This is a genomic window from Solwaraspora sp. WMMA2101 (genome assembly GCF_049179175.1).
GTDB lineage: Bacteria > Actinomycetota > Actinomycetes > Mycobacteriales > Micromonosporaceae > Micromonospora_E.
This window is the reverse complement of the sequence record NZ_JBMHMA010000006.1, coordinates 5,359,205-5,385,217: the sequence shown is the minus strand read 5'-3', so window position 1 is coordinate 5,385,217 and position 26,013 is coordinate 5,359,205. Positions and strand designations below refer to the sequence as shown.

Genomic DNA, 26,013 nt, shown 5'->3' with positions numbered 1-26,013 from the left:
TGCCTCCTTGGGATCTGCTGGTCAGCGCTGCCGCTCAGCCACCGACTCAGCCAGGGCGGTCAATTCCGTACGCGTCTCGGGGGTCAACGACGCATCGACGAGAATGGTCACCGCTTCCTGGGTACGAATCCGGATCATCTGCTCGATCGCCTCAAGCGCCCCGGTGTCGACGATGATCGTGCGCAGCTCGTCGGCCCCGGCGGCGTCCAGCTCCGGGTTGCCGAACAGTTCTCGCAGCCGCACGGTCTGACCACGGTCCGCCATGTTGCGGGCCAGCGCCATCATCACCGTCGACTTGCCCTCTCGCAGATCGTCGAGCACCGACTTGCCGGTGACCGTGGGATCGCCGAACACCCCGAGTACGTCGTCGCGGAGCTGAAAGGCATCGCCCAGTGGATCACCGAAGGCAGCGTACGCGGCCAGCAGTTCAGGTCCAGCCCCAGCTAGGGCAGCACCGATCTGCAATGGTCGGGTAACCGTGTATCTGGCGGCTTTCATCCGGATTACCGTCAGCGCACTGGCCACCGAACCGTCGCCGACACCGGAGACCAGGTCCAGGTACTGACCGGCGATCACCTCGGTGCGCATCCCGGCGAAGACCGCGTAGCCGCGCCGGATCTGCTCCGCGTCGAGGCCGCACTCGTGGAACATCTGGTCCGCCCACGCGGCGCAGAGGTCACCGCAGAGCAGCGCGGCACTGTGCCCGTACCGGCCGGAATCGCCCCGCCAGGCCGACCGGGTGTGCAGGTCGGCGAAGACCCGGTGCACCGATGGCTCACCCCGACGGCAGTCGCTGCCGTCCATGATGTCGTCGTGGATCAGCGCGAACGCGTGGAAGATCTCCAGCGCGGCGGCGGCCGCGACGATCTCCCGGCAGTCGGCGCCGCCGGCACCGCGCCACCCCCAGTAGCAGAACGTGGGCCGCAGCCGCTTACCGCCGACCAGAACGAACCGGCGCAATGTGTCGTACACCCCGCGCGGTGCCCCGTCCGGCCAGTGCGGGTCCTGCCGGTCCAGGAACGCCGTCAACTCCGCGTCGCACCGGGCCCGCAGCGGCGACACGCTGCCGGGGCGGGCCGGGGCGACGGTCACCGGGCCGCCTCCGTCGCCGGGGCACGCACCGCGTCGCCGAGGCCGGCCAACTCCAGCAGCAACGACTTGACCTCGGTGGCGGCGACGCGGTCACGGGCCACCGCCGGGTCCGAGCAGAGCAGCACCGGACCGTCGGCGGGATCGGCCGGCAGCCGGCCGTGCGAGCCACGGACCGCCCGCGCGCCGGCGTCCAGTCCGACCACGTTCATCGTGTACCGCAGGCCGACCTTCTTGCGGGCCAGGGCGATCGCCGCCCGCGCCTTCGCCGCGCCCGGATTGGCCGGGTCGAACAGCAGCTCCGCCGGGTCGTAGCCGGGTTTGCGGTGGATCTCCACCAACCGGGCGAAGTCCGGGGCCGCCGCGTCGTCACGCCAGTAGTAGTAGGTGAACCAGGCCTGCGGCTCGGCGACCAGCACCAGTTCGCCGGAGCGCGGATGGTCCAGCCCGGCCGCCGCCTTGCCGTCGGCGTCGAGGACCTGCGCCACCCCGGGCAGCCCGGCGCAGAGCGCGGCCACCGCCGGCACGTCGGCCGGATCCCGTACGTACACGTGGGCGATCTGATGGTCGGCGACGGCGAACGCCCGCGACGTCCACGGGTCGAGGTACTCCATTCCGGCCTGGGTGTAGACCCGCAGCAGACCTTCGGCACGCAGCAACCGGTTGACGTGCACCGGCTGCGACACGTCGGTGATGCCGTACTCGGACAACGCCACCACGGTCGTGCCGCGCGCCGCCGCCGCGTCCAGCAGCGGGGCGAGCACCGCGTCGAGTTCGGCCGCCGCCCGCTGCGCGTGCGGACCGTCGCCGCCGTACCGTTGCAGGTCGTAGTCGAGATGCGGCAGGTACGCCAGGGTCAGGTCCGGCGAATGGTCGGCCATGATCTGCCGGGTCGCCTTCGCGATCCACTCCGACGACACCAGGCCGGCACCCGCACCCCAGTAGGAGAAGAGCGGGAACGTGCCGAGCCGGCCGGTCAACTCGTCGTGCAGCTCCGGCGGGTCGGTGTAGCAGTCCGGGTCCTTGCGCCCGTCGGCGTGGTAGATCGGCCGGGGCGTGACCGTCCAGTTGACGTCCGCACCCATGGCGTACCACCAGCAGATGTTCGCCACCGTGTATTCGGGGCGGACCCGGCGGGCGGCGTGCCACAGCTTCTCCCCGCCGACCAGGGCGTTGTGCTGGCGCCACAGGAACACCTCACCGAGGTCGCGGAAGTACCAGCCGTTGCCGACGATGCCGTGCCCGGCCGGCGTCTCACCGGTGAGGAACGTCGACTGCACCGAGCAGGTGACCGCCGGCAGGACGGTGCCGAGTTCGGCCTGGAAACCGGTGTCGGCCAGCGCCGCGAGCCGGGGCATGTGGCGCAGCAGCCGGGGGGTCAGCCCGACCACGTCGAGCACGAGCAGCGGGTTCATGTGGCCTCCGATCCGGCGGCGGTACGGGTGCGGGCGTCCAGGCCGAGCGCGACCAGTTCGTCGCGGGCCTGCGCGAGCTCGGCGGCGATCCCGGCGGCGAGCTGCGCCGGCCCGCTGGGGCGTTGCCCTTGCGGCAGCACCCCCCAGGTGTAGGTCTCCACGTCGAAGTGGTCGCAGTCGGTGCCGTCGACGACCGCGGCCAGACCGGCTCGCAGCTGCGGCATCGTTGCGGCCAGTGGCGCGACCGGCGCGGCGTGCAGCGGCACGTGGTAGTGCACCCGCCACGGGCCGGGCAGCGCGGCGTCGAGTGCGGCATCGAGATCGTCGGTCGCCCCGGCAACACCCGACCGGGTCTGGTGCAGGAACCGTGGTTCGACGTACCCGGCGATCGCGGACCGGTCGCGGACCGGGTCGGTGACCTCCAGCGCGGCCGACACCTGGACCTTGACCACCGGCAGCCCGGCGGCCCGCAGCCGGCCGACCGCAGCGACCGGCTCCTCCCATGCGCAGGCCAGGTGAGCCAGGTCGACGCAGACGCCGAGCCGGTCGGTGTCGACGCCGGCCAGCAGCTGCGCGGCCTGGGCGGTGGTCTCCACGGCGCAGCCCGGTTCGGGTTCGAAGCCGACCCGGACGGCCCTGCCGGTCTCCCGTTCGACGTCGGCCAGTCCGGCGGCCAACCGGTCCAGCATCCGGGCGCAGGCGTCGGCCCGGTCGCGGTCCCACGGCTCGCGCCAGGCCAACGGCAGGGTGGAGATGGAGCCGCGCTCGGCGTCGTCGGGCATCAGGTCGGCGAGGATCCGGGCCAGCGCCAACGTGTAGTCGAGCCGACGCGGGTCGGCCCAGTCCGGGTGGTAGACGGCGTGTTTGACCACCGGCGCCTGGAACGCCTCGTACGGGAATCCGTTGAGGGTGACCACTTCCAGGCCCCGGTCGGTGAGCGCGGCCCGCAGCCGGCGGCGGGCCGCCGGGTCGGCGTTCAGCGCGGCGGCGGCCGGCGCGGCCAGCCACAGCCCGAGGCCGAGCGGGTCGGCGGCCAGCTGCGCGCGCACCGGCACCGCGTACGTGTCGAGCTGGTCGAGCACCCCGGCGAGGTCCTCGGCCGGGTGCACGTTGGTGCAGTAGCTGAGGTGGACCGTACGGCGGTGCCGGTCGGAGAGCCGCATCAGCCACCACCGCGCATGATCGAACTGCCTTCGAAGGTCGGCGCGGGGGCGACGACGTCGCCCAGGTCCAGCCGACCGGACTGGCCGTAGAACTCCACCGGGTTGCGCCACAGCACCCGGTCGACGTCGTCGTCGCTGAAGCCGGCGGCCAGCATCGCCTCGCCGGTCCTGCGGGTCAGCAGCGGGTCGGATCGGCCCCAGTCGGCGGCCGAGTTGACCAGGATCCGCTCCGGGCCGTACTGCTTGAGGATCTCGACCATTCGCGGCGGGGACATCTTGGTCTCCGGGTAGATCGAGAAACCCATCCAGCAGCCCGACTCCTTGACCAGCCCGACCGTCACCTCGTTGAGGTGGTCGACGACGACCCGGCCGGGTGCGATGCCGGACTCGGCGACCACCGCGAGGGTCCGTTCGGTGCCCCGGGCCTTGTCCCGGTGCGGGGTGTGCACCATGGCCGGCAGCTCGTGCGCGCGGGCCAACGCCAACTGGGCGGCGAACGCCTCGTCCTCGGCCGGGGTCATCGAGTCGTAGCCGATCTCACCGACCGCGACCACCCCGTCCTTGACCAGGTAGCGGGGCAGCACGTCGAGCACACCCGTGCAGCGGGGGTCGTTGGCCTCCTTCGGGTTCAACGCCAGCGTGGCGAAGTGCCGGATGCCGAACTGGCTGGCCCGGTACGGTTCCCACCCCAGCAGGGAGTCGAAGTAGTCGACGAAGGAGCCGACGTTGGTGCGCGGCTGGCCGAGCCAGAACGCCGGTTCGACCAGGGCACGGACCCCGGCGTCGGCCATTGCCTGGTAGTCGTCGGTGGTCCGCGAGGTCATGTGGATGTGCGGGTCGAAGATGCGCATTCACCCCTCCTGTCGGGTGGTCGTGTCCGCTGCGGCGGATTCCAGTCGCCGCAGCAGGGCGAGCGCGTCGTCGGGCAGGGCCCGGCCGGCGGCGACCCGTTCGTCGTGCAGTCCGGTCAGCATGATCAGCAGCTCGCCGTCGGCGCGGGCGTCGAGGTCGTGCACGGCGGCCAGCGGCACCCCGGTGAAGACGCACTTCAGCACCGCCTGCCGCCACGCCGGCTGGTCCAGGTGGCGGGCGTAGTCGCCGAGCGCGGCGGCCAGCAGGCGGGTGTCGTTGGTACGGATCGCGTCGTGCAGCAGCGGCACCGCCCGGTCACCGATCGGCAGCAACGGCAGTGCGGTGAGCACCGCCCGGCGTTCGGCGGCATCGCCGTACTGGTAGCAGTCGGTCACCGCGACGGCCAGCGTCTGCGCGTCGGTGACGGTGGCCAGATCGGCCAGCAGCACCGCCCGGGCGGCGACGTCGGCGCTCCAGCCGGGCGCGCCGGCCAGGTCGGCACGGCCGCAGCGGCGGCCGACCGCGGCGAACAGCGTCGGCAGGGCGGCCGGGTCGGCCACGATCCGGGTCCGCGCCTGCGCGAGCCAGTCCGGATCGGGTACGTCGTGCAGCGCGGCGACGAGTCGCGCCACGACGGTGGTGGGGTCGGCGGTCGCGGTGGGCTGGTTCACGACTTGCCTCCTTCGTCACGGGTGCCGGTGCCGGCTGCCGCGCGGGTGCCGGTGCCGGCGAGGGCCCGGCGCTGGGCGGCACGGAGAAACTCGATGGAGTGGGCGGCGACCGCCGGGGCGGCGTGCGAGTGCCGGGGCAGTTCGACGGCGACCAGGCCCCGGTAGCCGGCCGCGCCGAGGGCGGCCAGCACCGGCGGAAAGTCGATCTCGCCGGTGCCGAACTCGAGATGCTCGTGTACGCCCCGGCGCATGTCGTCGATCTGAACGTTGACCAGGTGCGCGGCCACCTCGGTGACGCACTGCGGCACCGGCAGCGGCTCCAGGCAACGGCAGTGCCCGATGTCGAGGGTGATGCCGAACCGCGCCGGATCACCGAGTGCCGTACGCAGCCGCCGCCAGTCGGCGATGTCGGCCACCAGCATGCCGGGTTCGGGTTCGAAGCCGAGGGTGACGCCGGCGGTGTCGGCGGCGTCGACCACGGAGGCGCAGCCAGCGACCAGCCGTTGCCAGGCGGTGGCGTCGTCGACCTCGGCCGGGCGTACCCCGGACCAGAAGGAGACCGCTTCCGCGCCGAGGTCGGCGCCGATCGCCACGGCCCGGCGCAGGAAGTCGATCCGGTGCGCGGCCGCGTCGTGCAGCAGGGTCGGGGCGTGCTTGTGCCACGGGTCGAGCAGGTACCGCGCGCCGGTCTCGACGACCACCGCGAGGCCCAGGTCACGCAGCCGGTCGGCGACCCGGGTCACCGTGGCGGGCAGATCGGGGGCGTACGGGTCGAGGTGGTCGTGGTCGAGGGTGAGGGCGACGCCCTGGTAGCCGAGGTCGGCGAGCAGGGCCAGCACGTCGGTCAACCGGTGGTTGGCGAAACCGTTGGTACCGTAGCCGAACCGCAGCCCGGCCAACGTGTCGACGCTCGGGTCGACGCTGAGGGCGGCGCTCGGGTCGGCGCTCATGTCGGCGACACCAGGCGGGCCAGCCGCCGGCCCAGCGGTGCGGCGGCGGCCACGGCGAGCCCGACCAGGGTCGCCGCGCCGGTGGCCGTCGCCGCCGACCGGGCGGTGAGCGCGCCCTGCAGGGCGGGCAGCCCGACGATGCCGGCGCCGACGGCGGCCTGCACCTGGTGCGGTGCGGGATCGCGGGCCACCGCCGCCTGCGCGGCACCGTAACGGGCCGCGTACCAGCCGGCGAGGCTGGCGGTGACCGCCGCGCGCCACCAGCGGCCGGCCCCGGCCGATGTGGACCCGGGCGCTGTGGACCCGGGCGCTGTGGACCCGGGCGCTGCGGGTCGCCGGACCGCCGGTGCGACGGCGGCCACGGCGATCGCGGCGGTGCCGGCGATCGTCGCCGCCGGCAGCCGGGGGTCGGCCCCACTGACTTCACTGCGGGACAGCTCGGTGACGGTGTAGGTGTGCGCGGCGACCGCCAGCGCGGCGGGCAGCGCCGGCCGCAGCCGGCCGGACCCGGCGGCCCCCAGCAGCACGTCCAGGCCCCGGCAGGTCGCCATCACCGCCGGCCCGGCGGCGGTGTTCTTGGCCCACAGGTCGTACGCCCAGACGGCGGCGGTCAACGGCACCCCGACGGCGAGAGCCCGACGGCCACCGACGGCGGCGGTCACCGCGAGGCTGGCGGTGGTGAGCCCGGCCGCGACGGCGAGCGCGGTGCCCGGCGCGACCCGGCCGGACGGGATCGGCCGGGTCGGCCGTTCGACCGCGTCGAGCTCCCGGTCGGCCCAGTCGTTGGCGGCCATGCCGGCCCAGTAGAGGCAGACCGACGCGCCGGCCAGGCCGGCGGTACGCGGTCCGAGCCCACCGGCGGCGGCCGCGCCGGCCACCACGTCACCCGGTACGGACAACGCCGCCGGCGCCCGGACCAGCTCGGCGAGGTCGCGCCACCGTACCGACATCAGCGTGCCCCGCCGGCGTCGGCCGCCCGGTCCTGCAGGTCGGCGACGAACTCGACGAGCACCCGCCACTGATCGCCCAGGGCGTGCGGGCCGTCGCCGATCGGATCCTTGAAGAAGAAGCCCAGCTCGGGCAGGGGTCCGCTGCGTCCGGCGTGCTGCGCCGCGGCGGTCAGCCGGGCCAGGTCCAGCACCAACGGGGCGGCCAGCGCCGAGTCACAGCCGTGCCAGGTGAACTCCATCCGCATGGCGGTGCCGAGGAAGCCGGAGAAGGTGATCAGGTCCCAGGCGGTCTTGAAGTCACCGATGTCGTCGACGTACTCGATGCGGGTGTGGCCCTGCGGCTGGTAGCCGAGGATCTCGGCGAGCACCCGCTGCTTGCTGGCCGATTTGGCGGCGTTGGCCGCCGGCTCGGCCAGGTTGGCGCCGTCGCCGCCGCCGAGCAGGTTGCTGCCGGACCAGCTGCGTACCTGCAGGTTGCGTAGCGCGAACATCGGCGCGAGCACCGCCTTGACCAGTGTCTCGCCGGTCTTGCCGTCGTGCCCGGCGTACGGCGCCGAGCGTTGCCGGGCCAGTTCGGCGAGGGCGGGCAGCCGGGCGCCGGTCGACGGGGTGAAGTCGACGTAGCCGCAGCCGGCCTGCAGTGCCGCGTACGCGGCGAGCGCGCTCGGTGGCAGCACCGGCTCCGGCCCGGCCAGCGCCTCGACCAGCGCGTCGAGGCGCTGATGTGCCGGGTGCGGTGGCGGCGCCGGCTCGGTGGTGGAGACGTTGACGACGACGACCTGGTCGAGTTGGTGCCGGTCCCGGAAGCCGGTCAGGTCGGCGGTGATGGCCGCCGCCGTCTCGGCCTGGGTGGCCAGGGCCGGCAGCGGTCGGATCTGCGGTTCGATCCCGGCCAGCTCGGTGTGCAGCGCGGTGACCAGCCGGACCGGTACGACTCCGGCGCTGGCCAGCGCGTCGGCCTTCTTGACCAGTGGCGTCGCGGCGATGTCGTGGCCGCCGAAGACCAGGTCGGCGAAGCCCGGCAGGGCCGGGCCGCGCAGCGGCGGCAGCTCCGTGACACATCCGGTGGCGTCCGCCAGCCCGGCGCGCAGTGCCAACGCGCCGACGATGCTGGTGACCGCGACCGAGCCGCGGGCTCCGATCAGCCAGACTCCGGTTCGCATTCCTGCCTCCAAACCCCCGCCGCCGGCGGTTCGTCCTGCGATGGGTCAGCTGACCCCGCCGATTCAGATGAGGCCCCGTCCGTCCGGGCGCGCCAGGGTGGCACCACCGTCGACGGCACCGAAGTCGGCGTCAACGACGCCGTCGCCGGGCCCGGTCGACCGGACGGACGGGGCAGTGGCAGACAGGGACGTTCGGCGTTCGGCCCTGTCTCCCCCGCGTTGGCCGTGCGTGCGGGCCGGCAGGTACGTCGGTCCGCGGTCGTGCTGGTGGTCCCTGGCCGGGGGCGGCTGGTGCGCCCGCCCCCGGCAGTTACCGGGTTGTCACCCGCGCCGCCGGGATCCGTTCGGGTCCCGGCGGCGCGGGCCGGGGTCAGCTCGCCGGGTTGAACTGCACCCAGTTGAGGTAGACCAGGTTGCTGTCGGGACCACCGTCCACCGTCCGGAACACCAGGTAGAGCTGGTGCGTCCCGGCCGGGTGGTCGATCGCGACGTCGTGACTGGTCCAGTCACGCGAGCCGGAGGTGGCGTTCAGCGTGGTGCTGGCCACCAACGGTCCGTCCGGCGCGTCGACCCGCACCTCGACGACCGCCTGAGGGTCACCCACGGTCGACGAGGAGCCTCGGCTGTGCCGCAGGGTCAGCGACTCGATCCCGTCAAGGTTGATCGGATCGAAGGCGATGTAGTCGTCGCCGTCAATGCTGGACACGTGCAGGCCGCCGCCGGTGTCGGTGGTGTTGGAGGTTTCGACGCCCTGCTTGATCTGGGCGTACTCGGCCTGCTGCTGGTAGACCTGGATAGTGGCCTGGCCGACTGTGGTCAGTGCCGGCTGGCCGCCGCCGCCCAGGTCGGTGTAGCGGGCGCTGATGCCGCCGAACAGGTAGCTACCAGCGTGGTCGGCACCGTCGGCCGGGGTCGGCAGGGTACCGGTGCAGCCGGTGGTGCTGGTCTGCGGGTGGCCGTGCTCGTCGTGGCCGAGCACGAAGGTGACCTCCACCCGGTCACAGTCGATGCTGCCGTCCTCGGGGTCGGTGACGGTCACCGCGTACGGCACCGTGTCGCCCCAGTTGAAGAAGGAACCGGACACCGGGAGGGTGACCTCCACCGTCGGAGCGGTGTTGCCGACCGTGATGGTGCGGCTGAGCGTCGCCTGCTTACCCGTCGAGTCGCTCACCGTCAGCTGGGCGTAGTACACGCCGTTGCTGGTGTAGGTGTACGACGGGTTGGCCTCGGTGGAGTCGGTGGTGCCGTCCCCGTCGAAGTCCCAGGCGATGCTGATCGTCTCGCCCACCTCGGGGCTGAACGAACCCTCGCTGGAGAACTGCACGGTCAACGGGGCCTGCCCGGACGTCGGGCTCGCGTCGAGCTCGGCGACCGGACCGCGGGTGCCCTTGACGTACCGGATCTGGTACAGCGAGGCATCCGGGTTGGCCCGGAAGAAGCCGTCACCGTAGTCCAGCACGTACAGGGTGCCGTCCGGGCCGATCTCCATGTCCATCGGGTTGTCGAAGGTGAAGCCGGGTAGGAACGCCTCGACACCGAAGAACTTGCCACTGCCGTTGGTCCGCATGTTGAACATCCGGTCCCGGCTGAACTCGCCGAAGAACACCGTGTCGTGGTAGTACGCCGGCAGCTTGTACTCCGACTCCAGCGATTCGTCGTACTTGTAGATCGGGCCACCCATCGGACCGACACCGCCGGTGCCGATCACCGGCCACTGGAAGTCACAGCTGCCGACCGGGTCGACCAGGTAGCTGTCCCGGCAGGTGGTGGTGGCGTTGAACGTGTACCAGAACTGCGGCTGCTCCACCGGCGGCAGCACACTCAGACCGGTGTTGCGCGGCGAGTCGTTGATCGGCGCGGCGCAGTTGAACGGCTCGCCCGAGGTTCCCGTCTCGAAGTCGTAGTCGACGTACGGCAGGGTCGGCGAGTAGCAGTACGGCCAGCCGTAGTTACCTGCGGTCTTGGTCGCGAACCACCGGCCGGTGCCCTCCGGGCCCCGCTGCGGGTCCGGGTTGCGCGAGTCCGGCGAGTAGTCACCGATGTAGACGAAGCCACGGTCGTCGACGTCGAACCGGAAGGGGTTGCGCAGGCCCATCAGGAAGATCTCCGGACGGGTCTTGTCATCGACGTCCTGCGACTCCCGGAACAGGTTGCCGGCCGGGATGCTGTAGCTACCGTCGTCCTTGACGCGGATCCGCAGCACCTTGCCCCGCAGATCGTTGGTGTTGGCCGAGGAGCGCGCGGCATCATAGGCCGGACCCCGAGTGGCCGACCGGTTGATCGGGGTGTAGCCGTCCGAGCCACTGGCGTTGGTGTCGTCGCCGGTGACGAGGTAGAGCAGGCCCCGACCGTCGAACTTGACCTCGCCGGCCACGTGGCAGCACGCCCCGCGGTCGACGTCAACCTTGATGATCTCCTGCTCGGTCGACATGTCCAGGTGCGGGGTCGGCTCCTCGACGAACTTGACCCGGGAGAGCAGGTTGTAGCCCTTGAACGGCTCCCAGACGCTCGGGTCGTCGCTGTTGGCCGGCGCGTCACCCTCGTTGACGCCCGGGGTGGCCGGGTCGTCCACCGGAGTGTCCAGTGGTGGCGCGTAGTAGAGATAGACCCACTTGTTCTCGGCGAAGTTGGGGTCGAGGGTCACCGACTGCAGGCCGTCTTCGTCGTGCTGGTAGACGTCCAGGTTGTTGATGACCGGGCTGGCCCCCGACGACGGGTCGTACAGACGGATTTCACCGGCGCGGGTGTTGTGCAGCACCCGGCCGTCGGGCAGCACCGCGAGGGTCATCGGCTCACCGGGCTGGTCGTTGAGCACGACGCGCTCGTAGTTGGACTCGACGGTCGCGCCGCAGTCACCCTCGGCGATGCCCGCAGCCCATTCGATGCCACCGAGCAGGTGCTTGCGGACCGCCCCGATGGTGAAGGTGTCCGCCGAGGCGCCGAGACCCGTGTACCAGGAGCGGCCGCCCTGGTAGTCCTGGCACCAGGAGACCGGGTGGTCGGCGCCCATGCTGCTACCGTCCAGCGACGTCGGGTCGACGCTGACCAGCACGTGCTGCACACCGCGGACGTTGCCGGTGTAGTTGAGGTACTCGTCCTCGACGATCACCTCGCGGGGCATCGTCGCCGTGGACGGGTGGTAGCGGTCAGCGACGTCGATGACGCCAGCACCGTTGGCGGTGGTGCCGGTCGAGGTGGTACCGACCAGACCACGGTAGAAGGCCCAGTCCGGCTCGGCGTCCACCGCGAGGTGCACGCCGAGGTACCCGCCACCGGCCTTGATGTAGTCCTCGAACGCTTCCTGCTGCGCGTCGTCGAGCACGTCACCAGTGTTGTTGATGAACACCACGGCCGCGTAGTTGGCCAGGTTCGCACTGGTGAAGCTGGTCCCGTTGCGGGACACGTCGATCGTGAACCCGTTGTTCTTGCCGAGTGTACGGATGGCGTTGACACCCTTGGCGGTCGACGGCTGGGCCGCCTCCTCGCTGTGGGTGTAGACCAGCACCTGGTAGTCGTCGTGGTGCTCGTGGCCGTCGTGGGCGACCGCTGGCGCGGTGGTGATCATGGGTGCGGCGAGTGCCGCACCCGCGGCGACGGCAAGCCATCGCCGGGCGGATCTACTCATCAGTCGTTCCTCCGGGGGTTCGGGAGGCTCACGCCTCACCGTGGGCACTGATTCCGTTGTGGACGGACAGTTACGGTTGGTGCCTCACCCCTGGCGCGGTGCCACGTCCGCCAGAGTCTCTATCTGGTACGCCCTGCTGGCCGTCCGGCGTGACCGGGGAATCCCGATCCGGTCACGCCGGACGAGCCGTCCTCGTACCCGCGGATCACCCGGCGCGGGGCGCAACCGCGCCGGGTGACCCTCGCCCACGGGACGAGGAGTCTCGGTTCCAGGCGTCTCGACGAGGTCGAGTCGCTCAGGCCGGTGCCGTGGTCTTCGCCGAGTCCACGGTGACCCATTCGCCGAGCCCGGCCGACTCCTCCACCGCGGCCAGCGCCTGCTGGACCTGGAGGGCGTCGTCGAAGGACGGTGTCGGGTCGTCTCCGGCCGCCAGCGCCGCGACGAAGTCACGGGCCTGGTGGGTGAAGGAGTGCTCGTACCCGATGCCGTGGCCGGGCGGCCACCAGGCGGACAGGTACGGGTGCTCCGGTTCGGTCACGATGATGCGGGTGAAGCCCTGCTCGGCCGCAGGTCGGGTGGCGTCGAAGAACTCCAGCTCGTTCATCCGCTCGAAGTCGAACGCGACCGACCCGAGCGAGCCGTTGATCTCGATCCGCAACCCGTTCTTGCGTCCGGCGGCGAAGCGGGTCGCCTCGTAGCTGGCCACCGCCCCGCCGTCGAGCCGGGCCATGAACAGCGCGGCGTCGTCGACGGTGACCTCGCCGGTGGCCGGTTCGGCGTCGTCTGCGGACCCGCCGCCGGCCGAAGCGGAAAGCCCGCTGGAACCGGCTGGCAGCGGCCGCCGCTTGACGAACGTCTCGGTCAGCCCGCTCACCCGGGCGATCCGTTGGCCCGTGACGAACTGGGTGGCGTCGATGATGTGCGCACCGATGTCACCCAGCGCCCCGGAACCCGCCTTGTCCTTCTGCAACCGCCAGACCAACGGAAAGTCCGGATCGAGGATCCAGTCCTGCAGGTACACCGCCCGCACGTGCCGGATCGTTCCGATCCGGCCGTCGGCGACGAGTTGACGCATCAACGTCACCGCCGGCACCCGCCGGTAGTTGAATCCGCACATCGACCGGACGCCGCCGGCCCGGGCGGCCCGGGCCGCGTCGGCCATCTGCTGTGCCTCGGCCACCGTGTTGGCCAGTGGCTTTTCGCACAGCACGTGCTTGCCGGCGGCGAGCGCCGCGATGGCGATCTCGGCGTGGCTGTCACCCGGCGTACAGATGTCGACCACGTCGATGTCATCCCGAGCGATCAGCGCCCGCCAGTCGGTGGTGTGCGACTCCCAGCCGAGCCGGTCGGCGGCCTCGGCCACCTTGGACTCGTCCCGGCCGCACACCGCGGTCATCCGGACCCGCGCCGGCAGGTCGTAGACCCGGTTCACGGTACGCCAGGCCTGCGAGTGCGCGGCGCCCATGAACGCGTAGCCGACCATGCCGACCCGCAGCTCGTTGTGTTCAGCGGACAAGGTAAGCCTCCCCGAAAAGGTCAGAACCCGAGCGGCAGGTACTCGCTCGCGTTCTCCTTGGTGATGGTCTCCGAGGCCAGGATGATCTCCTTGGGCACCTGCAGCTCGACCAGGTCGGACATGCCCCGGCCCTGTGCGATCAGGCGGGCGAGCGAGATCGCCGAGGAGGCCATCGACGGGCTGTAGGTGACGGTCGCCTTCAGCACGCTGTCGTCGGCCTGGATCGCCTCCATCGCCGCCCGCGAACCGGCACCGCCGACCATGATGAACTCCGACCGGTTGGCCTGGCTGATCGCAGCCAGTACCCCGATGCCCTGGTCGTCGTCGTGGTTCCAGATGGCGTCGATTTCTGGCAGGGCCTGCAGCAGGTTGGCCGCCTCGCGCTGGCCGGAGTCGGCGGTGAACTCGGCCGCCCGCCGGTTGGCGACGGTGAAGCCGTGCACCTCGAGGGCGTCCTTGAAACCGGCGGACCGCTCCTGGGTCAGCTCCAGCGCGTCGATCCCGGCGATCTCGGCGATCACCGGGTTGGCGATGCCCTTCTCCTGCATCTGGGCGGCGATGTAGTTGCCCGCCGACACGCCCATGCCGTAGTTGTCGCCCTTGATCTGGGTGCGGTAGGCGAGCGCCTGGGTGAACGCCCGGTCCAGGTTGACCACCGGGATGCCGGCCTCCATGGCCTGCAGGCCACTCGCGGTCAGCTCGGCTCCGTCGTGCGGCAGCATCACGATGACGTCCGGGCTCTGCGAGATCAGCGTGTCCAGCGCGGCCCGTTGAGCGGCGGCGTCGGCGCCGGCTTCGACCGTGAGGAACTCCACGTCGGAGTACGCCTCGGCCTGGGCCCGGGCGTTGTTGGTGATCGCCGCGAGCCAGCCGTGGTCGGCCGCCGGTGCGGAGAAGCCGATGGTGACCGTCTCACCGGGTTCGGAGTTGGGGTTGCCCTGGTTGGCGGCCTGGGTCTGGGTGTTGGTCGGCGCGGCCTCGTTGCTGGTGCACGCGGACAGCAGCACGCCGGCACCGACGGCGGCACCGCCGATGAGCAGCCGGCGACGGGACGAGTCGGCGGCGCCGCGGGCGCCGAACAGAGCCCGGCGGGACAGTGCGGTCATGACGACCTCCTGGATCGGAAGGTGGAGGGGTTATCGGGGTGTGCGGATCCCGGCGGCCGTCGCGAGCGACGGTCACCGTGTTCGGTGGTGGATCGGAAGCGGCGTTACCCGGGCCGGGTCAGGCCGGTTTTCGGGTCAACAGCTGACTGAGCGAGTTGAACCGGAACTGCTGGATGAGCACGGCCGCCACGATGATCCCGCCCTTGATCATGTTCTGGGATTCGGTGGAGAGGCCGTTGATGGCGAACAGATTGGTGATGGTGGAGAAGACCAGCACCCCGAAGAGGGCGCCGATGATGGTGCCGCGGCCGCCGGTGAGCAGCGTGCCACCGATGATCGCTGCGGCGATCGCGTCGAGTTCGTACATGTTGGCCATGGCGGCCTGGGCCGAGTTCGCCTGGGCGGTCAGCATGATCGCCCCGATGCCGCAGCACAGTCCGGAGAGTCCGTAGATCATAAGGGTGTGCAGCCGGACGTTGATCCCGGCGAGCCGGGCGGCCTCCGGGTTGCCGCCGATGGCGACCGTCCGACGGCCGAAGGTGGTGCGGTTGAGCAGCACCCAGCCGGCGGCGACCACCCCGCCAAGGATGATCACCAGCAGCGGGATACCGAAGATCCGCTCCGTGGCCATGCCGTTGATCGTCGACGAGGTGGAGACCTGCGTCTGCTTGCCGGAGATGAGTGCGGCCAGGCCACGGGCGGCCACCATCATGGCCAGGGTGGCGATGAAGGCCACCAGCCGGCCGTACGAGATCAGGATCCCGTTGACCAGGCCGACGCAGAGCCCGACGACCACCGCGGTGAATATCATTCCGCCGGCACCGTAGCTCTGCGTGGCCACAGTGGTCGCCCAGACGCCGGCCAACGCCATGATCGCGCCGACCGACAGGTCGATGCCGCCGGCGATGATCACGAAGGTCATCCCGACGGTGACCACGCCGATCGCGGAGGCCTGCTGCAGGATGGTGAAGATGTTGTTGCGGACCCAGGTCGGGTCGCTGTAGAGGTCGGGTCGGGTGGCGGCACCGATGACGACCAGCACGACGAGGACTCCGACCAGCCACAGGTTGCGTCGGGCGTACTCACTGGCGTCCGAGCGCCACCAGCTCTGCCGGGGTGGTGCGTCCGTGCCGTGCGCCGGCGACGCTGCCGGCTTCTCCTTACCGGGTACGGTTGCCGTGGCCTCGTCCGCGGTCACAGTCCTACTCCTTCGCTCACCGGCTGGCCGCTGGCCAACTGGTCGGGTCGCCCGGTCACGCCGCGGCGCCTTCCATCAACGACCCCGCCATGACGAGGTCGAGCACGGTCTCCTCATCGATCTCGCCCGCCGGTGCCTCCCGGATGACGCGACCTTCCCGCATCACCAGGACCCGATCGGCCAGACCGAGCACCTCGGGGACCTCGCTGGAGACCAGCAGGACCCCGACGCCCTGCGCGGCCAGGTCGTGGATCACCTGGTACAGCTCGGCGCGGGCACCGACATCGACCCCCCGGGTCGGCTCGTCGAGCAGCAGCAGCCGGGTGTCGCCGAGCAACCACCGGCCGACCACCACCTTCTGCTGGTTGCCGCCGGAGAGTTGCCGCACCGGCCGGTACACCCCCGGCGGCCGCAGTTCAAGCGACGCGGCGACCCGCTCGGCCTCGGCGACCTCCCGCCCGGAGTCGGTGAAGCCGACCCGGGACAGCTGCGCGAACGTTGCAAGGGTCATGTTGCGGAAGATCGGTTCGCCGAGCAGCAACGCCTGGCTCTTGCGCTCCTCCGGAGCCATGCCCATGCCGGCCCGCACGGCCGCGCCGACGCTGCCGGGCCGGACTGCCCGGCCGGCCATCCGGACGGTCCCGGACTGTGCGGTACGCGCTCCGAAGATCGTTTCGAGCAGCTCGGACCGGCCGGAACCGACCAGCCCCGCGATACCGACGATCTCGCCGCGCCGGACGGTCAGCGACACGTCCTGGAACTCCCCCGCGCGGCTCAGGCCGGCGACCTCCAGCAGCTGCTCACCGTGTGAGTTGGGCTCGCGCTGCGGGAAGACGTACTCGATGGACCGGCCGGTCATCCGGCTGACCAGCTCACGGGTCGGGGTGTTCTGCGCCGGCAGGTTCTGCGCCGTGGTGCGGCCGTCCTTGAGGACGGTGACCCGGTCACCGATCTCGCGAATCTCCTCCAACCGGTGCGAGATGTAGATGACGGCGATCCCCTGGGCGGTGAGTTCCCGGATGATCCGGAACAGGTTGTCGACCTCGTCGTGGGCCAGCACCGCGCTCGGCTCGTCCATGATGATCAGCTTCGCCTCGTACGACAGCGCACGCGCCATGCTGACCACCTGCTTGCCGGCAGCCGGCAGCGACCGGACCATGCGCCGGGGCGGGATCTCGCCGTGCCCCAGCCGGTCGAGGATCTCCCGGGTACGTCGGACCATCTGACCACGGCGGACGAACCCGGCGGTCCGCGGCTCGTGACCGAGGAAGACGTTCTCCGCCACCGACAGGTCGTCGACCAGGTCGAGTTCCTGGTAGATGGTGGCGATCCCGGCCCGCATCGCCGCCTGCGGGTTGGCGAAGCGGACCGGCTGCCCCTGCCACTCGACCCGGCCGGAATCGGGGCGGTGCACCCCGGCCAGCACCTTGATCAGAGTGGACTTGCCGGCACCGTTCTGCCCGAGCAGGCAGTGCACCTCGCCGGCCCGGACCTCCAGCTGGACGCCGTCGAGGGCCCGTACGCCGGGGAAGGTCTTCACGACGTCGGTCAGCCGCAGGACCACGTCGCCGCCCGCCTGGACCGTCGGGGTGGCGGTGGCGGCGTCCGAGGTGTCCGGTGCGACGTCGGTCGGCTGCCCGTCGACGGGCTCGACGGCGCTCACGACGCCTGCTCGAAGGCGACGTCGCTGGCGAGTACGGCGGCGCCGGTGACCCCGGCGCGCGCACCCAGTTCGGACAGGACCACCGGCAGGTTGCCGGTGGCCAGCGGCAGCGACCGCCGGTAGACGACGCTACGGATCTCGGCGAGCAGAATGTGCCCGAGGTGGGCCAGCCCGCCACCGATCACGATCATCGACGGGTTGGCGAAGCTGACCAGGCCGGCGAGGACGCCGCCGAGACGTCGTCCTCCGTCGCGGATCAGACGGATGCAGGTCACGTCGCCCTCCATGGCGCACTCCGCTACGTCGCGGGCGGTGAGTTCGGACCGCTGGGTGAGCCGTTCGGCCAGCGCCGGCGAGGTGCCGGCGCGGGCGGCGACCGCCGCCTCCTTGCCCAGCGCGGCACCGCTGAACAGCGCCTCCAGACAGCCGACGTTGCCGCAGGTGCACATCGGCCCCTGCGGGTCGACCTGGATGTGGCCGATGTCCCCGGCGCAGCCGTCGATGCCCCGGTAGACCTCGCCGGAGAGGTAGATGCCGCACCCGACCCCGGTGCCCAGCTTGACGAAGAGGAAGTCGTCGACCGAGTGGGCGACACCACCGTGCCGCTCCCCGATCGCCATGATGTTGACGTCGTTGTCGACCACCGCCGGGCAGCCGTGCTCCCGGGTGAGCAGCTCGCGGACCGGGAAGCGGTCCCAACCCGGCATGATCGGCGGGGACACCGGCACCCCGTCGCGGTAGCTGACCGGTCCGGGCACCCCGATGCCGATGGCATCGAGGCGCTCGTGCACCCCTTCGACCCGGGCCTTGGCGAGCAGCTCGTTGATCCGGTGCAGGATGACCTTCGGCCCCTGCCGGATGTCGGCCGGCTCGGTGTACGCGGCCACCGGCTCCAGCCGGCCGTTGGTGATCTCCACGTCGACCGAGCTGGCGCCCAGGTCGATCGCGGCGAACCGCAGGTCCGGGTTGAGCTCGACCAGGGTCGAACGGCGCCCGCCCCGTGAGGCGGCCATCCCTGCCTCGGTCACGAAGCCGGAGGCGACCAGCCGCTCCAACTCGGACAGCAGGCGAGGGCGGGGAATCTCCAGCTGGTCGGCGAGCTCGGCCCGGGAGACCGGTCCGTTGTCCCGCAGCAGTCGCAGCAGCTGGAGGTGCAGAGGATCCGCCGTACGCATGGGGTCCACCTCCGACAGTGAGTTAACACCGAGGCGACCTCGGCGTGTCGTGACCGAAACACTAAGAGTCTTCTCAGTCTTGTGTCCAGAGTTTCGGTCCGCTGAAGCAAAACTTTTTCTGATCGTGACAGAAGTTGGTGAAGCATGCTCGAACAGGGGTTGACCTGGTCCGATGTATCTGGTTCAGGGCACGAGGGATCGACGGATCGGCCCCCGCTCAACGAGTGCGGAACCCGGACACGCGGAACCGGGGTGCCGACCGCCGCCGCTGCGGCGGTCGGCACCCCGGCCGGTTCACGCGGTTGGATCAGTGGCCGCCGTGCCGGGTGGCGGGCGACCGGTGGATCACTCGCCCTGGCTGTAGACGGTCAGTTCCGACATGTGCTGGTAGCTGCGCTCGGCGAACTCCAGCGACTGACCCGGGTTCTCCGATCCGCCGGGAGCGGTGTCCTGCTCCCAGTTGGCGTGGTGGAAGTCGTAGTGCCCGATGGTCTGGAAGAACTGCTGGAAGTTGATGTCGCCGTCGCCCATCGGCGTCATCTCGTAGCCGTTGCTCTGCTCCGGGCTCCTGGCACCGTCCTTGGCGTGGAACAGCGGGAACCGCCGGGGCCGACGGGCCACCGTCAGGATCGGGTCGAACACCCGGGTCCGCTCCCGACCAGCCGAGTTGATGAACGTGTGGTGCTTGTGCCGGGCGACGTAGCCCCAGTAGATGTCCATCTCGAAGTAGACGTACTTCGCGTCGGTCTTGGCCATGAAGTACTCGAGCTTGCGGACACCGGACGAACGGGTCGGCCGTCCCTGCTCGTCCAGCGGGCCGGAGTCGAGCAGGAAGTTGTACGCAGCGTCATGGTTGTGGGTGTAGAGCCGCATCTTGCGTTCCCGGGCCTGCCGGCCGAGCTCGTTCCACAGGTCAGCGGCCTCGTCCCAGTCCGACTGGTAGTCGCTGCGGGTCGGGTCGCTGCCGGTGCCGATGTTCTTCATGCCGAGTTCCTCGGCGATGTCCAGCTGCTCCTGGAAGGTGTCCGCCCGGATCGACACGTGGCAGCCGTTGGCGACCAACCCGTTGTCGTCCAGGATCTTGCGGATCTCGGTCGGCGTGATCTGCCGGCCGAGGATCTCCTCGCTCTGGGTGTAACCAGCGAACTCGATCTCCTTGTAACCGAGTTCCGCCAGGCGGGCCAGGACCCGCTCGAAGCCGTACGGCACGCCGCTGTCGTCCGGGGCGGCCCGGATGCGGTCCCGGACCGAGTAGAGGATGATGCCCCGGTTCTGCTCGGGGATCAGCGGGTCCACGGACCAGCCGCCGCCGGCCCGGGCCGGACGGCTGGTCTGCAGCACCGGCAGCCCGGCTGCACCGAGCACGGCGGCGGCGCCGGCCGATGCGGCGAGGATGTTGCGGCGGGTGAGCGCCGGATTGGGTGGCGAGAGTTGCCCGTTGCGGCGTAGCACCTCGTCCATTCTGTCCACCTTTCTGCAGCGGCTCACAGAGCCGCCGATGACGAGTGAGGAGGGTCGGGGTGTACGGAGCCGCACGCCGCCGAAACGCACGACCCCGGGGCGGGGGTTCGGATGGGTGGGTTCGGGTCGGTGCCGCAGTCGCGGCACCGACCCGAACCGCAGCTGTCACCGCCACGCCCCTGGCGGGTGACAGCTCGGGCCTGGTGGCCCTGGTCGCGACCGGCGTTGACGACGCTGTGTCGCTGGTGTTACGTCTGGAGCAGACATTAACTCCAGAGACCAGAGGAAAGAAAGACCCCGACGAGCCAAACTTTCAGGTGAACTACCGATGGCTTTGTCTTCTACCAGCCAGAAGTCTGTACGACAGGACCTAGTTAGATCGATGATTGTCGCAGAAGGGTGCCTCCAGGACGTCAGTTGCAGAGCAGCCGACCTACCCGACGCCCGGCGACGGTCAGCCCGAGCACCGTCACCGCGACGAGATAGCCGACATCGACCAACTGCATCCACCCGACAGTGTCCACGGCGATCGCCCGGATCAGGTGGACCGACCGGTACAGCGGGGTCAGCTCGACCAGCCAGCGCAGTACCGACGGGTACGCCTCGGCCGGCACGAACGTCCCGGAGAACAGGAAGACCGCGAACTGGGCCGAGCCCATCAGGTCGAAGTCCTGCCAGCTGCGCATGTAGGTGGACAGCGCCATGCCGAGCCCGCCGAAGGCGAACCCGACCAGGATCGCGGCCGGGAACGCCAGCAGCGCCCGGGGGACCGTCGTCAGCCCCATCACGACCATCACCAGCAGGAAGGTTGCCGAATAGATACTGCCCCGCGCCATCGCCCAGCCGAGCTCACCGAAGGCCAGCTCGGTCGGGCGGACCGGGGTGGCCAGGATCCCGTCGTAGAGCTTGACGAACTTCATCTTGGCAAAGAAGTTGAACGTCGTCTCCGACAACGTGCCGGTCATCGCCGAGGCGGCGAGCATCGCTGGGGCGACGAACGCTGCGTACCCGATGACGGCCCCGCTGCCCGGCCGGGTGATGTCCCCGATCAGCCGGCCCACGCCGACACCGATCGAGAACAGGTAGAGCAACGGCTCGACCACCCCGAAGATCATCACCACCCAGTACGTGGACTTCAGGGCGGCCGCGTTGCGCTCCATCACCGACCCGGCCCGCCGCACGGCCGCGCCGACCCCGAGCATCTGCGGCAGGACGAGGGTCACCACTGTTGCCTCCTCTAGTGGATCAGACGCTTGCGGAACCGGGTGACTGCCAGCCACCACCTGGCCGCCGCCCAGAGGCTCAGGTAGCCGAGATGCCCGGGGACGGACCAGGCGGGCGTGATGCCGAGCGAGGCCGCCCGGCACAGGTCGACCCCGTGCCAGAGCGGCGACAGGTACGCCAGCCAGCGCACTGTCACCGGCAGCGACTCCACCGGGAAGAACACCCCGGCGAACAGGGTCATCGGAATGACCGCGAACCGGAACACGATGACCATGTAGCTGTCGCTGCGGATGGTGGCCGCGAAGGCGGCCACCGGCAGGGCGACGGCCGCCGCGAGCAGCATGGCCACCGGCAGGGTCAGCACCGCCCAACCCGAGTGCAGCGCACCGAACGCGGCGGCCACCGCGACGAAGGCCACGGCACTCGCCAGCACCCGCAGCAGGACGAAGGCGAGCAACCCACCGACGATGTCGGCGATCCGTAGCGGAGCGGCTATCTGCGAGTAGTAGGTCCGTTGCCAGGTGAACCCGCCCAGCACCGGCCAGGAGGACTCCCCGATGGCCACCTGCAACGCGGTGGAAGCGATCAGACCGGGGACGATCCAGTCGAGATAGCTGAACCCGCCGACCCCCTGGTCGACGTAGACTCCCACCCCCACACCGAAGCTGAGCACCGTCAACAGCGGCAGCAGGAACGACGAGAAGACCGACGACCGCCAGGTCCGCCGGTAGGCGGTCAGGTTGGCTTCCAGGACGCTCGACGCCGGCCCGAACAAGCTCCGGGCCCGCGCCCCGGCCGATGTTGTACCGCCCGGGTACGACATCGTGGAAACGACGCCCCGGAACGACCGCCCGAGACCTACCGGCCCGGCGTACTCTACGGCGACGGCGGGACATCCTCACCGGTATTCCGTCTCCCGGGTCCGCCGCCCGGGATGGTCGCCAGGTTCTCGACGGTGGTCAGCAACAGCACCCGTTGCAGCGCCTGCCCAGCGGCCAACCACTACCGCTCGGTGTCGCCCGTGGTGGAAGGCACGAGAATGGCGGGGTACGGCTCGAAGCGTGCGGTGGACCGGGTCAGACGCGGCGCCGCCAGGCCGAAGTCACGGATCGGCAGGGCTTCCAGGGCGTCACACGGACCGATCGCCGACCGGGACTCCCGCCGTCAGTGTAGGCGGTTACGCTCGATCGCCGGCGCCGCGGCGCGCTCCGCCCAGTCGATCCGGCGCACCTCGTATTCGACCTCGCCGTGCTCGACGCCCTCGATCGGATCGTCCCACTGCAGGTGGAAGCAGCGGGCCAGGCGCAATCCGGCCGCTTCCATCACCCGCCGCGAGGCGACGTTGACCGCCATCGTCTCGGCGAATACCCGGTCGACGGTCGGGTGATCGAACGCCATCCGCAGCAGTGCTCGGGCACCCTCCGAGGCGTACCCCCGGCCCCAGGAGGCGCGTCGCAGTCGGTACCCGAGCTCCACCTCGGTGATCGCCAGCCGACCACTGCGGCCGTTGACCACACCGTCGGCGGGACCGGTGACAGCCGGACCGGCGACGGCCGGCTTCAGCGCGAACCAGCCGATGAAGGCACCGCTGGAGCGCTCGATGGCGGCCCACTTGCCGAAGCCCGGAAAGCGCAGATAGTCACGCAGGATCGCGGGCAGGACCTCGCGGCGTACGGTTTCGGCCGGGGTCGGTCTGCCTCCGGTAAGGTACCGCATCACCTCGGGGTCACTGTCCAGCTCGACGAGCAGTGGCAGGTCGTCGATGGTGAAGCGGCGTAGTGACAGCCGGTCGGTCTGCGCGATCATGCCCGGCCGATTCTAGTCGATCAGGGTCCGGCCGGTGAGATGCAGGAAGACGTCCTCCAGACTACTGCGCCGGATCAACGCGCTGTTCGGTGCCAGCCCACGGCGGTACACCTCGTTGAGCGCCCCGTCGCCGTCGCCGGTGTAGGTCAGGATCCGGTCCGGCAGCACCTCGGTCCGTTCGGCGATTCCGCCCAGTTTGCCGGCGAAGCTGTCCTGGTCGTCGGTCGGGAACCGGAGTTCGACCACCTCACGGTTGGAGTAGCGGGTGATCAGGTCCCGCGGCGAGCCCTCGGCGACAATCCGACCGCCGTCCATCACCACCAGTCGGTCGCAGAGCTGCTCGGCCTCGTCCATGTAGTGCGTGGTCAGCACCAGCGTGACGCCCCGTTGCTTGAGCTGGAACAGTCGCTCCCACACCAGGTGCCGGGCCTGTGGGTCCAGCCCGGTGGTCGGCTCGTCGAGCAGCACGATGTCCGGCTCGTTGACCAGGGCACGGGCGATGGTGAGTCGGCGTTTCATGCCGCCGGACAGCGGCTCGACCTTGCTACCCGACCGGTCGCGCAACTGCACGAAGTCGAGCAGTTCGTCGGCGCGGCGCCGGGCGACCGGTCGCGGGATCTGGAAGTAGCGGGCGTAACTGACCAGGTTCTCCCGTACCGTCAGTTCCTGGTCGAGGTTGTCCAGCTGCGGGCAGACGCCGAGCCGGGCCCGGATCGCCAGGCCGTCCTGCTGCGGATCCATCCCGAGGATTCGCAAAATGCCGCCGCTGGGCGGGGAGACGCAGCCCACCATCCGCATGGTGGAGCTCTTGCCGGCGCCGTTCGGCCCCAGAAAGCCGAACGCCTCGCCGGGCGCGACGTCGACGTCAATGCCGGCGACTGCGGTGAACGTCCCGAACCGCTTGACCAGACCGCGTGCGTGGATGAGTGGCCCGTTACCCCGTTCAGTCACGGCCACGACGCTACCGCGCGGCCCCGACAGGGACGCCAGCGAGTTTCGCGAGCAAGGCGCCTTTCGTCAGATTGAGGACAAAGTATAGTACGAACGTCTTGAAGATTGCGCTTCAATGCACTAAGTTTGCCATCCTGACTCGCTACTCCCGGGTCAGCGGGCGAGTTCGTCACCTTGCCCGGTCCCTGCCCACGCCGGTCCGCTTCGCCCGCGTGTCCACCGGCCCTCCACGCGGACGACGCCACGTGCCGGACCCAGGTAAAGGACAATGACCAACGTGCTGGGAGTGTGGCCGGAGAACACGCACCAGGCGCAGATCCTGCGCCTGCTCCGCGACGGCCCGTGCTCGCGCGCCGAACTTGGCGACGCGGTCGGCCTGTCCAGGTCGAAGGTGGCCACCGAGCTCGACCGGATGATCGACCGGGGTCTGGTGGAGACCGCCGGTCCGGCCGCGTCCCGGGGCGGTCGTCCGTCGTCGATCGTCCGGATCGCCGCCGCCACCCGCTTCCTCAGCATCGACATCGGCGCGAGCACCCTGGACGTGGCGCTCACCGACGGAGAGCTGCAGGTCGTGACCCGGATGACCGAGCGCACCGAGCTGCACCAGGGGCCGACGACGGTGATCGCGCAGGCTCTCGAACTGGTCACCAAACTGGCCGCCGACTCGGGAACCACGCGGTTCACCGGCGCCGGCATCGGGGTGCCCGGTCCGGTCAGTGTCCACGAAGGCGTGCCGGTCTCGCCACCGTTCATGCCGGGTTGGCACCGCTTCCCGGTACGGGAGATGTTCAGCACCGAACTCGGCTGCCCGGTGCTGGTCGACAACGACGTCAACATCATGGCGCTCGGTGAGAAACACGCCGGCATCGCCCGTTCGTTCGAGGACTTCCTGTTCGTCAAGATCGGCGCCGGGATCGGCGCCGGGATAGTGGTCGACGGAGACGTCTACCGGGGAGCGAACGGTTGCGCCGGCGACATCGGCCACACCGCTGTCGACGAGAACGGGCCGCAGTGCCTCTGCGGCAACGTCGGCTGCCTGGAGGCGTACTTCGGTGGTGCGGCGCTGACCCGCGACGCGGTCGCCGCCGCCCGAGCCGGGCGTTCCGACCAGCTCGCCGAGCAACTCGCCCGGATCGGCACGCTCACCGCGCTGGACGTCACCCGGGCGGCCGCCGCCGGCGACCCGGTCGCGGTCGGCATGGTCCGCGACGGTGGACGACGCGTCGGCCAGGTGCTGGCCCGGCTGGTGAGCTTCTTCAACCCGGGGATGGTGGTGATCGGCGGCGGACTCGCCGGGATGGGCCACGCGTTGCTGGCCGAGATCCGCAGCGTCGTCTACCGCAGCTCACTGCCGCTGGCCACCGGCGACATGCCGATCGTCCTGTCCGAGCTGGGCGACCAGGCCGGTCTGATCGGCGCCACCAGGATGATCAGCGACCACGTCTTCACCGCCGGCTGAGCCGACGTACCGGCCCGGGCGCATCCGCTACCGGACGGCCGCACCGCGGCAGGTGGTCACGGCTGCTGCTCGACCGACGCCCTGGCCGCGGCCACCAGATCGGCGGTCTCGGCGGACAGGGCGTCGGGGTCGGCGCCGGGGTCGTACCGGACGGTCCAGGTCAAACCGTCGACACCAGGCACCCGCCGGGCCACCACCCGCAGCCCGCCACCGTCGAGCCGCTGGTGCGCGGTGTAGCCGACCGAGCGGGTCACCCGGGCGCGCACCTGGTTCGGCACCTCCCCGGGGTCGGGCAGGTCGACGGTGACGGTCGGCTGGTCGGCGACGATCTCGTACCCGTCCCGCTCGCCGGTGACCTCGGCCGGGGTGACGGCCAGGGTCCGCCCCGACCAGGCCGCCTTGTGCACCTGATGCCAACCGAGCCGATGGTCCCGACCCGGCAGCCACATCCCCAGGTTGGTGACCACCAGCGCCCCGTCGTCGGCGGTGGCCGCCCAGGCGACGATCCGCTCGTCGCGGGCCATCGTCGGACGCAGCGCGGCCGGCAGCCGCGCCGACCGGCGGAACATGCCCCAG

General features: G+C 70.7%; 21 protein-coding genes. 1 reads left to right on the top strand and 20 read right to left on the bottom strand.

Annotation, left to right across the window (positions count from 1 at the left end; all coding sequences use genetic code 11):
• Positions 1 to 21 precede the first annotated feature (21 nt).
• From ACN28F_RS25540 to ACN28F_RS25450, 19 genes are all read right to left on the bottom strand, one after another.
• Complete coding sequence (locus ACN28F_RS25540) at positions 22 to 1,092, bottom strand: polyprenyl synthetase family protein (RefSeq protein ID WP_289210394.1); 1,071 nt, start codon at positions 1,090 to 1,092, stop codon at positions 22 to 24.
• Positions 1,089 to 2,504 carry an alkaline phosphatase family protein gene (locus ACN28F_RS25535; protein ID WP_289210393.1) on the bottom strand — a complete coding sequence of 472 codons (1,416 nt, stop codon included), beginning with the start codon at positions 2,502 to 2,504 and terminating at the stop codon, positions 1,089 to 1,091. Before ACN28F_RS25535 ends, ACN28F_RS25540 begins: the two co-directional genes overlap by 4 nt.
• The gene (gene eboE / locus ACN28F_RS25530; RefSeq protein ID WP_421360036.1) at positions 2,501 to 3,667 is read right to left on the bottom strand and encodes a metabolite traffic protein EboE; all 1,167 of its coding nucleotides are present in this window, start codon (positions 3,665 to 3,667) and stop codon (positions 2,501 to 2,503) included. The genes ACN28F_RS25535 and eboE overlap by 4 nt, the downstream gene beginning before the upstream one ends.
• On the bottom strand, positions 3,667 to 4,518 hold the full coding sequence (locus ACN28F_RS25525; protein WP_289210391.1) for a TatD family hydrolase: 852 nt from the start codon (positions 4,516 to 4,518) through the stop codon (positions 3,667 to 3,669). Before ACN28F_RS25525 ends, eboE begins: the two co-directional genes overlap by 1 nt.
• Complete coding sequence (locus ACN28F_RS25520) at positions 4,519 to 5,190, bottom strand: EboA domain-containing protein (protein ID WP_421360034.1); 672 nt, start codon at positions 5,188 to 5,190, stop codon at positions 4,519 to 4,521.
• Positions 5,187 to 6,140 carry a sugar phosphate isomerase/epimerase family protein gene (locus ACN28F_RS25515; RefSeq protein ID WP_421360032.1) on the bottom strand — a complete coding sequence of 318 codons (954 nt, stop codon included), beginning with the start codon at positions 6,138 to 6,140 and terminating at the stop codon, positions 5,187 to 5,189. Before ACN28F_RS25515 ends, ACN28F_RS25520 begins: the two co-directional genes overlap by 4 nt.
• The gene (locus ACN28F_RS25510) at positions 6,137 to 7,090 is read right to left on the bottom strand and encodes an SCO3242 family prenyltransferase (RefSeq protein ID WP_421360029.1); all 954 of its coding nucleotides are present in this window, start codon (positions 7,088 to 7,090) and stop codon (positions 6,137 to 6,139) included. Before ACN28F_RS25510 ends, ACN28F_RS25515 begins: the two co-directional genes overlap by 4 nt.
• Positions 7,090 to 8,253 carry an inositol-3-phosphate synthase gene (locus ACN28F_RS25505; protein WP_289210387.1) on the bottom strand — a complete coding sequence of 388 codons (1,164 nt, stop codon included), beginning with the start codon at positions 8,251 to 8,253 and terminating at the stop codon, positions 7,090 to 7,092. Before ACN28F_RS25505 ends, ACN28F_RS25510 begins: the two co-directional genes overlap by 1 nt.
• A gap of 370 nt (positions 8,254 to 8,623) precedes the next feature.
• The gene (locus ACN28F_RS25500) at positions 8,624 to 11,878 is read right to left on the bottom strand and encodes a ThuA domain-containing protein (RefSeq protein WP_421360027.1); all 3,255 of its coding nucleotides are present in this window, start codon (positions 11,876 to 11,878) and stop codon (positions 8,624 to 8,626) included.
• Positions 11,879 to 12,173: 295 nt separating this feature from the next.
• Entirely contained in the window at positions 12,174 to 13,361 is a 1,188-nt protein-coding gene (locus tag ACN28F_RS25495) for a Gfo/Idh/MocA family protein (protein WP_421361509.1), read from the bottom strand.
• 53 nt (positions 13,362 to 13,414) lie between these two features.
• A complete protein-coding gene (locus ACN28F_RS25490) occupies positions 13,415 to 14,500 on the bottom strand; it encodes a substrate-binding domain-containing protein (RefSeq protein WP_289210384.1) in 1,086 nt (361 codons plus the stop codon).
• Between the two features lie 118 nt (positions 14,501 to 14,618).
• Positions 14,619 to 15,698: an ABC transporter permease gene (locus ACN28F_RS25485; protein WP_289210383.1), complete on the bottom strand. Its 1,080-nt coding sequence runs from the start codon at positions 15,696 to 15,698 to the stop codon at positions 14,619 to 14,621.
• 55 nt (positions 15,699 to 15,753) lie between these two features.
• On the bottom strand, positions 15,754 to 17,262 hold the full coding sequence (locus ACN28F_RS25480; RefSeq protein WP_421361507.1) for a sugar ABC transporter ATP-binding protein: 1,509 nt from the start codon (positions 17,260 to 17,262) through the stop codon (positions 15,754 to 15,756).
• Positions 17,263 to 17,357: 95 nt separating this feature from the next.
• Entirely contained in the window at positions 17,358 to 18,536 is a 1,179-nt protein-coding gene (locus tag ACN28F_RS25475; RefSeq protein WP_289210382.1) for an ROK family protein, read from the bottom strand.
• A gap of 345 nt (positions 18,537 to 18,881) precedes the next feature.
• The gene (locus ACN28F_RS25470; RefSeq protein WP_421360024.1) at positions 18,882 to 19,997 is read right to left on the bottom strand and encodes a sugar phosphate isomerase/epimerase family protein; all 1,116 of its coding nucleotides are present in this window, start codon (positions 19,995 to 19,997) and stop codon (positions 18,882 to 18,884) included.
• A gap of 413 nt (positions 19,998 to 20,410) precedes the next feature.
• Complete coding sequence (locus ACN28F_RS25465) at positions 20,411 to 21,223, bottom strand: ABC transporter permease (RefSeq protein ID WP_289210380.1); 813 nt, start codon at positions 21,221 to 21,223, stop codon at positions 20,411 to 20,413.
• Between the two features lie 11 nt (positions 21,224 to 21,234).
• Positions 21,235 to 22,044, bottom strand: coding sequence for an ABC transporter permease (locus ACN28F_RS25460; protein WP_421360021.1), 810 nt, complete (start codon positions 22,042 to 22,044; stop codon positions 21,235 to 21,237).
• Positions 22,045 to 22,385: 341 nt separating this feature from the next.
• A complete protein-coding gene (locus ACN28F_RS25455) occupies positions 22,386 to 23,027 on the bottom strand; it encodes a GNAT family N-acetyltransferase (protein WP_289210378.1) in 642 nt (213 codons plus the stop codon).
• A gap of 12 nt (positions 23,028 to 23,039) precedes the next feature.
• On the bottom strand, positions 23,040 to 23,978 hold the full coding sequence (locus ACN28F_RS25450; RefSeq protein ID WP_289210377.1) for an ABC transporter ATP-binding protein: 939 nt from the start codon (positions 23,976 to 23,978) through the stop codon (positions 23,040 to 23,042).
• A 268-nt stretch (positions 23,979 to 24,246) separates the two neighbouring features.
• Here ACN28F_RS25450 and ACN28F_RS25445 point away from each other — a divergent pair, with 268 nt between their 5' ends.
• Positions 24,247 to 25,437, top strand: coding sequence for an ROK family transcriptional regulator (locus ACN28F_RS25445; RefSeq protein ID WP_289210376.1), 1,191 nt, complete (start codon positions 24,247 to 24,249; stop codon positions 25,435 to 25,437).
• A gap of 56 nt (positions 25,438 to 25,493) precedes the next feature.
• Here ACN28F_RS25445 and ACN28F_RS25440 read toward each other — a convergent pair whose 3' ends face one another.
• Positions 25,494 to 26,006: a hypothetical protein gene (locus ACN28F_RS25440; RefSeq protein WP_289210375.1), complete on the bottom strand. Its 513-nt coding sequence runs from the start codon at positions 26,004 to 26,006 to the stop codon at positions 25,494 to 25,496.
• Between the last annotated feature and the right edge of the window lie 7 nt (positions 26,007 to 26,013).

Coding starts and splice junctions, on each gene's coding strand:
- ACN28F_RS25535 (WP_289210393.1), bottom strand. CDS start 2,504: ATGAACCCGCTGCTCGTGCTCGACGTGGTCGGGCTGACCCCCCGGCTG.
- eboE (WP_421360036.1), bottom strand. CDS start 3,667: ATGCGGCTCTCCGACCGGCACCGCCGTACGGTCCACCTCAGCTACTGC.
- ACN28F_RS25525 (WP_289210391.1), bottom strand. CDS start 4,518: ATGCGCATCTTCGACCCGCACATCCACATGACCTCGCGGACCACCGAC.
- ACN28F_RS25515 (WP_421360032.1), bottom strand. CDS start 6,140: ATGAGCGCCGACCCGAGCGCCGCCCTCAGCGTCGACCCGAGCGTCGAC.
- ACN28F_RS25510 (WP_421360029.1), bottom strand. CDS start 7,090: ATGTCGGTACGGTGGCGCGACCTCGCCGAGCTGGTCCGGGCGCCGGCG.
- ACN28F_RS25505 (WP_289210387.1), bottom strand. CDS start 8,253: ATGCGAACCGGAGTCTGGCTGATCGGAGCCCGCGGCTCGGTCGCGGTC.
- ACN28F_RS25500 (WP_421360027.1), bottom strand. CDS start 11,878: ATGAGTAGATCCGCCCGGCGATGGCTTGCCGTCGCCGCGGGTGCGGCA.
- ACN28F_RS25495 (WP_421361509.1), bottom strand. CDS start 13,361: ATGGTCGGCTACGCGTTCATGGGCGCCGCGCACTCGCAGGCCTGGCGT.
- ACN28F_RS25490 (WP_289210384.1), bottom strand. CDS start 14,500: ATGACCGCACTGTCCCGCCGGGCTCTGTTCGGCGCCCGCGGCGCCGCC.
- ACN28F_RS25475 (WP_289210382.1), bottom strand. CDS start 18,536: ATGCGTACGGCGGATCCTCTGCACCTCCAGCTGCTGCGACTGCTGCGG.
- ACN28F_RS25470 (WP_421360024.1), bottom strand. CDS start 19,997: ATGGACGAGGTGCTACGCCGCAACGGGCAACTCTCGCCACCCAATCCG.
- ACN28F_RS25460 (WP_421360021.1), bottom strand. CDS start 22,044: ATGTCGTACCCGGGCGGTACAACATCGGCCGGGGCGCGGGCCCGGAGC.
- ACN28F_RS25455 (WP_289210378.1), bottom strand. CDS start 23,027: ATGATCGCGCAGACCGACCGGCTGTCACTACGCCGCTTCACCATCGAC.
- ACN28F_RS25445 (WP_289210376.1), top strand. CDS start 24,247: ATGACCAACGTGCTGGGAGTGTGGCCGGAGAACACGCACCAGGCGCAG.
- ACN28F_RS25440 (WP_289210375.1), bottom strand. CDS start 26,006: ATGTTCCGCCGGTCGGCGCGGCTGCCGGCCGCGCTGCGTCCGACGATG.